This window comes from Labrys sp. WJW (assembly GCF_001676615.1).
GTDB lineage: Bacteria > Pseudomonadota > Alphaproteobacteria > Rhizobiales > Labraceae > Labrys > Labrys sedimenti.
The window spans coordinates 1-6120 of sequence record NZ_LYXZ01000074.1; the positions used below are offsets into that span (position 1 = coordinate 1).

Sequence of the window (6120 nt, forward strand, 5' to 3'; positions counted from 1 at the left end):
GGGTGGTTTGGGGGATCCACCCCGCCATAGGCGAGTTCCTGGATGCGGTAGGCGAGCCGGCTTTCCAAGTAGCGGCGGTTGAACGGCGGCGGCTCGCTGTCGAACAGGTCGCGCCACTGTTTCTTCAGGTCGGGCGTCGGCGTGGTCTTCAGCGCGGCGAGGCGCGCTGGGATGGGATCGTGCTTGTTCATGCGTTTCTCCGTTGAGTTGGAGTTGCATGACGGCATTGGTCGGGCGGATAGTGTAGGCAACTTTCTCCAGTATCGTCAGATACTTCGCCCTTCTCCCGCATGCGCAACCGAACAAGCCCGAGCGCCAACAGGCCGCAGAGCTCGGCGCGGCGCTCGGCGGGCGTCATGTGGTCGGGAGGGAGCGGGTTCGGGCGTTTCATGTCTCGGTGGCTATCTCGGTGGTGTCGTTACCGATCAAAAGCCACCCAGCCGCCCGGGACAGGACATCTCAGAAGAACGGAATGCAGAAATGCGAACAGGGAGAGAACATCAGGGCTTGTCGATCACGGATATGTCCATGATTATCGTGGGTTGAATCAATCGAGAGCAGTTGTTCATTGAGGTGAGTTCATGGCGCGGAGGAAGAGCGAATTCGGACCGAACCTCGGGAGTATCCTTCAGGGCGCCCCCGCTGCGCTGGTCCGGCAGTTTCTCGCCAGCTTCAAACGGCCCGACGACACTCTTCTCGCTCCGCCGGAAATCACTGAGGGCACGACCGATGATCAGGGCAAGGCAGCGCTGAGTGCGTACCTGCGTTCGGAGGACAAGGAAATCATCGGGCTACTTGAGGGCATCGCTGGCGCTCTGCTCGACATGGGCCAGGACAAGGGAGCGACCTCACTCGAAACGGTTGCGGGCCAACGGCTGCAGAATGTCGACTACGACCAGTATGAGTCCCAGCCTGACCTGCTGTGTAAGAGCATCTGGATGCGCACGGTCTTCCCGATGCACTTCCACGACGCCCAGAGCTTCTATGCCGCGCGGCGCTATCGAGAACGGCGGACGTACTACACATGCTGCGAAGTGGACTTCGACCACGCTTCTGTTGCCGACACAGACGGAATTCCTGACGAGAAGCTCTGTGACGCTGTTCAGGAAGCTCTGGGACTGAAGGGCAAGGTCACCGCGTCCGTCCTCGAATTGCCCGAGACCGCCAACTATCCGCCGTCCTTTATGGTCGCCCTGCGCCATCCCGGGCCCCTGTCGAGTATCGACAATCATCGCGAGGAAGGGGGCTGGACCGTCCATTACTACAGGCCCTCGCATGAGGCTGTCCTGATCTACACACCCCAGCTGAAGAAAATCGAGGTCGCGTCTGCCAGCAGCGACGTTCGCGAAAAGACCTCTAAGGTCTTCGCGGAGGTCGTTCTAGGGCGCCCGCCGTCGGCCAAGCCGTTGACCCGCCGGGAATTCAACCTCGAACGCTTCAGGTCTTCCTTCGATCTGGATTGTCCGGATCTCGAGGACGTCGAGATCACGATGGCGGCGGTAGTCGAGGCCGAGGTCCGCCTCGGCTCGTGGGGCCGAAGACTGAATATCAAGGTGACCATAAAGGACAAGATGGAGGACGTTGTCCGGAAATACGTCTCCAATTCAGCCAACCTGATCCGGAGTTTCGGCTTCACAAAAATCGCCATCGCAATTGGTTACACCCGTCGATCGGACGGAAAGGAGGGAACCTTCCGGGTCTCGATCTCAGATGGCAGCAGTTCGGACGTGCAGAGCATGCGCGATCCGTTCCTTCGGGACCTCGGGTTCCGACTGCTCGAACACTGGGGTCTTACGCAGAACCTGCGGACACTCACCGATCAGGAACGGGCGCAGTGGTTCGGCTTTCTGCTGTCGCTGTACGACCTGCCCAGCGACACTGTTGCAGGTTCGTTCTTCAACTCCGCGGGCGTCGATCCAGCGCGCCTGGTCAGTGCGAGATTGATTGCCCGCAAAGGGCGGCAGGTGATTGGGCTCGCCGAGGATGACGATGAGGTTGTCGAAGTTGAGCAGCAAACGGGTCCGGAGCCAGGGACGGTTCGACAAACCGGTTCCTTTGGAGAGGCGGATGGATTGCGTCTCGACACCAATGCGATCGAGTACGGGATTGATCGAGCATGGCTCGCCGAAACCATCCTCAAGGCGATAGCTGGCTCTCTCGGCATCAGGAACATCGAAACCATCAATGAGTTCCTCGTCTCGCTTGGGCCGATGGCACTGGGTGAGCGAAAGGTCCCACTTTACCTGGCGCGCCGCCTTGCCGATCTGAAAGCCCGCGAGAGTGTGGAGACTGCGCTTCGGTCGCGGCATACAGCGGGCCCCGGTCTCGTACTCGCCGTTTCCGATGAGCCGCCGCAATTCCTCGGGCCGAACGTCGTTATCGCGCTGCGCGACCTGCTGCTGAACGACGGAAGCCTCGGCGATCTGGACCGAGAGGAAATGGCCCGGCGCTTCGAGGCAAACCGAACGCTGGCGACCTCTGCGCAAGTCGCTCAGGTTGTGCGACACACGCCTCGCTCTGCGACGCTCATCATCCCTGGTCTCGAGCCGCTCACGCTCGACGGCGTGGGCCAGATCCAACTCTTCGAAAGCCTTGTTGAAGCGGCGACCGATGGCACAGGCCAGCGGCTGACCAAGGTCCTGATGGACGGGATGGGGTCCGACAATCCCAGACAGCTGTTCTCTTCCGGCGCATGGGCGAAGGCGCATCCGACTTACATCCGGCACGGCTCAAGCAATCGCTATTGGCGTCTCGGCGAGGCGACCGACACCGCGTGATCTAGAGTTCATCTAGGGTTTCGGGCGGGACGGTCTAACAAACCGCTGATTATTGGAAGGGCTCCACATCAGAGGAGCACTTCCATGCCGACTCCCTTTCCCTTGCGCCAGGCAGCCCCGACGAGCTGGGCCGGCGCCGCGACGACCAAACCCACCACCTCCAACTCGGAATGGCGCTGCACGCGCTGTGAAAAGCTGCTCGGCGTCTGCCGGGACGGCCGCATGCACCTGCGCTTCGCGCGGGGGCACGAGTATCTCGTGGGCTTCCCGGTTCAGGCCACCTGCCGCGGCTGCGGCACGCTGAACAACGCGACCGCACCCGCGCGCTGACGCGCGCATTCACCCAACCCCCTGAAATCGCAGAGACGCGCGACGTCCTGACCTGGCCACGAGAAGGCGCTGGACGCCTGGCCGCAAGGCAGGCGTCCGATGTCCTTCGCGTGGCACGAGATCCGTGATCACCTCATGCATTCATCCTCCAACCTTCACTTCCAGCGCAGCTTCGACGCCGTCCGGCGTGCACATGTTGCCCTCACACCGTTCCGGGACCCGGCGGCACTGCTGGATGGGCTGCACCGCACACCCGGCGATCCCGCCCGGAAGAACCTGATCCTCGCTGCGCTCGTCGAGGCAGCGCAGAGCGACGGCCCCGCATCTGAGTGCGCCCTGACGATGCTGTTGCTGGCGCTCTGGCCCGGCCTAGATGCCATCCGGCGCCGGTCGCTCTGGCGCAGGATCGGCACCGCCGACGAGGTCGCGTCCGACGTTCTGGCGCGCACCACCGAGGCTGTCCGCGGCCTCGACCTCGGGCGCGTCAACTGGATCGCGGCCACGGTGCTGCGCAACGTCGAGCGCGACATGATCCGCGTGCGCCAGCGCGACCAGGCACGCGAATATCTCGCCAGTGGCGCCGATCCCGACGAGGTGGCGGACAGCGGTGACAGCGGGATCGGCGCGGCCGGGTATGCACGGCTGAACGGCGCCGTGCGGAAGCTGCTCGGCGATGACGCCCTGCTGGTGATCCGCGTGGCGATCGAGGGCTTCTCGCAAGTCGAGGCGGGAGCCGAACTGGGCCTGACCGAAGCTGCCGCCCGCAAGCGGTACCAGCGCGCCATGCGCAAGCTGAAGGGCGCTCTCCAGGAAATCCCCTGAGCCGATGTCCCGATCCGGCCCCGCCGGTGGCTTTTCCCATTCGAGCGCCCCGAGCGCCTTCCCTCCAACCGAAAGCAGACACGCATGAACCGCACTGCCGATCTGTCACTCGAGGATTTCAGGCGTCTCCCGGGGCTCTATCGCCGCTGGGAGCTGACCGAGGTCTGCGAGCCCAACCGCAACTATCAGATCGAGGACGCCGGTGCCCATGCCGACGGGACGCCGCTGCTGGCGATCTACGTCGCCGAGCCCGCGCCCGACGTCCGCGAGGCCGCGTGATGCGCCTCCTCGATCACATCATCTCACGGAGAAACGCCATGCCGGACCAGCCGGACGCCATCACCCGTCTTCGCAAGGTGAACTACGCCCTCGAAGATCTCCCCGAAACCATCTCCCTGCCGCAGCGCGCCAGTGACGAGCCGCGCGAGGCGCTGCCGGTCGTCGAGGCGACCGTCGACGAGATCGCCTTCGCGATCGTGGAGGCGGAGCAGGAAAGCTCGGCCGCCTATGCCCGCGCCGCCGCGCTCCAGCGCCTCTATAAGCTCGCCCGCGAGGCGGGGTGCATCGGCACCGACCGTGCCGCCGTCGCGGTGCTGAAGAAGGAGGGCCGGTGATGGCCCTTCCCATCATCGGCGCCGACGAGCGCCTCGCGCAGCGCAAGGGCATCAAGGGCGTCATCTTTGGCCGGTCCGGCATCGGCAAGACCAGCCTGCTCTGGACGCTGAACGCCTCGACCACGCTCTTCCTCGACCTCGAGGCCGGGGATCTGGCGGTCGAGGGGCTGGAGATCGACACGCTCCGGCCGCGCACATGGAAGGAATGCCGCGATTTCGCGGTGTTCATCGGCGGGCCGAACCCGGCGCTGCGCGAGGACCAGCCCTACAGCCAGGCGCATTTCGACGAGGTCTGCGGGCGCTACGGCGATCCGGCGGTGATCGAGAAATACGAGACCGTCTTCATCGACTCGATCACCGTGGCCGGGCGGCTCTGCTTCCAGTGGTGCCGCGGCCAGCCCGAAGCGATGTCGGAGAAGACCGGCAAGCCCGACATCCGCGGCGCTTACGGATTGCATGGCCGCGAGATGATCGGCTGGCTGACCCACCTGCAGCACACGCGCGGCAAGCATGTCTGGTTCGTCGGGATCCTCGACGAGAAGCTCGACGACTTCAACCGCAAGGTCTTCCAGCCGCAGATCGACGGCGCGAAGACCGGGCTCGAGCTGCCGGGCATCGTCGATCAGGTCATCACCATGGCCGACATCCCGGACCCGGGCGGTCAGCCGCAGCGCGCCTTCGTCTGCCAGACGCTGAACCCTTGGGGCTATCCCGCCAAGGACCGTTCCGGCCGCCTCGACATGGTCGAGCCTCCGCATCTCGGTCTGCTGATGGAGAAGGTTCAGCGCCCTGCGGGACCTGCCTCCGAACGCCTGTCCTGGCCGCCGGTGATCCCGGCCGATCCCGCGCCCGCCCAGGAGCCCGGACATGGCTGAGCGCCTCTCACCATGCCCGGTGTCCCGATCCGGTCGCCGGGGTGGCTTTTCCCCTTCGACGCCGCCGCGCGTCCCGTCCTCTAACAGATAAGGAGCCGCGCAATGTCCGGTATCTGGAACGACTTCAACTCCGCGCAATCCAACAGCAACGTCATCCCGAAGGGCACGCTCGCCAAGGTGCGGCTGACCCTGCGCCCGGGCGGCTTCGACGACCCGTCGCAGGGCTGGACCGGCGGCTGGGCCCGCCGCGCCACCACCGGCGCCGTCTATCTCGACGCCGAATACACGGTGCTCGAAGGGCCCTATGCCAAGCGCAAGATCTGGTCGCTGATCGGCCTCTACAGCCCGAAGGGTCCGGACTGGGCCAACATGGGTCGCGGACTGATCCGCGGGATCCTCAACTCGGCGCGCGGCGTGTCGGACAAGGACAACTCGCCCGAAGCGCAGGCGCGCCGCCGCATCAACGGGTTCGGTGATCTCGACGGCGTCGAGTTCATCGCCCGCATCGACATCGGCACCGACACGAACGGCGAGGACAAGAACGAGATCCGCGCTGCCGTCACGCCCGACCATCGCGACTACGCCGCGCTGATGGGCACGGTCGCGCCGCAGTTCACCGCCGCCCCGGCGCAGGGCCACGCCGCGCAGCAGCCTGCCACCGCCACCCAGCCCAGCCAGCCCGCGTCCGCCCCCGGCACCGCC

8 protein-coding genes are annotated in these 6120 nt (G+C 65.1%); 7 read left to right on the forward strand and 1 reads right to left on the reverse strand.

The features are described 5' to 3' along the window. Positions 1-191 (reverse strand): DUF2924 domain-containing protein (locus BA190_RS32465; RefSeq protein WP_156771799.1); only part of this gene is annotated, 191 nt, incomplete at its 3' end. 390 nt (positions 192-581) lie between these two features. Between BA190_RS32465 and BA190_RS32470 the strand changes: the two genes are divergently transcribed. From BA190_RS32470 to BA190_RS32500, 7 genes are all read left to right on the forward strand, one after another. Continuing rightward, entirely contained in the window at positions 582-2777 is a 2196-nt protein-coding gene (locus BA190_RS32470; protein WP_068298394.1) for a hypothetical protein, read from the forward strand. Positions 2778-2861: 84 nt separating this feature from the next. Continuing rightward, a complete protein-coding gene (locus BA190_RS32475) occupies positions 2862-3107 on the forward strand; it encodes a hypothetical protein (RefSeq protein WP_068298397.1) in 246 nt (81 codons plus the stop codon). 99 nt (positions 3108-3206) lie between these two features. After that, the gene (locus BA190_RS32480; protein WP_068298399.1) at positions 3207-3929 is read left to right on the forward strand and encodes an RNA polymerase sigma factor; all 723 of its coding nucleotides are present in this window, start codon (positions 3207-3209) and stop codon (positions 3927-3929) included. Between the two features lie 84 nt (positions 3930-4013). Continuing rightward, on the forward strand, positions 4014-4208 hold the full coding sequence (locus BA190_RS32485) for a hypothetical protein (protein WP_018303655.1): 195 nt from the start codon (positions 4014-4016) through the stop codon (positions 4206-4208). A 38-nt stretch (positions 4209-4246) separates the two neighbouring features. Then, positions 4247-4543 (forward strand): hypothetical protein, encoded by a 297-nt coding sequence (locus BA190_RS32490; RefSeq protein ID WP_068298407.1) that lies wholly within the window; start codon positions 4247-4249, stop codon positions 4541-4543. Further along, the gene (locus BA190_RS32495; protein ID WP_068298402.1) at positions 4543-5418 is read left to right on the forward strand and encodes an ATP-binding protein; all 876 of its coding nucleotides are present in this window, start codon (positions 4543-4545) and stop codon (positions 5416-5418) included. The genes BA190_RS32490 and BA190_RS32495 overlap by 1 nt, the downstream gene beginning before the upstream one ends. Before the next feature lie 102 nt (positions 5419-5520). After that, positions 5521-6120, forward strand: a 600-nt coding sequence (locus BA190_RS32500; protein WP_068298404.1) for a hypothetical protein, incomplete at its 3' end; no start/stop codon positions are given.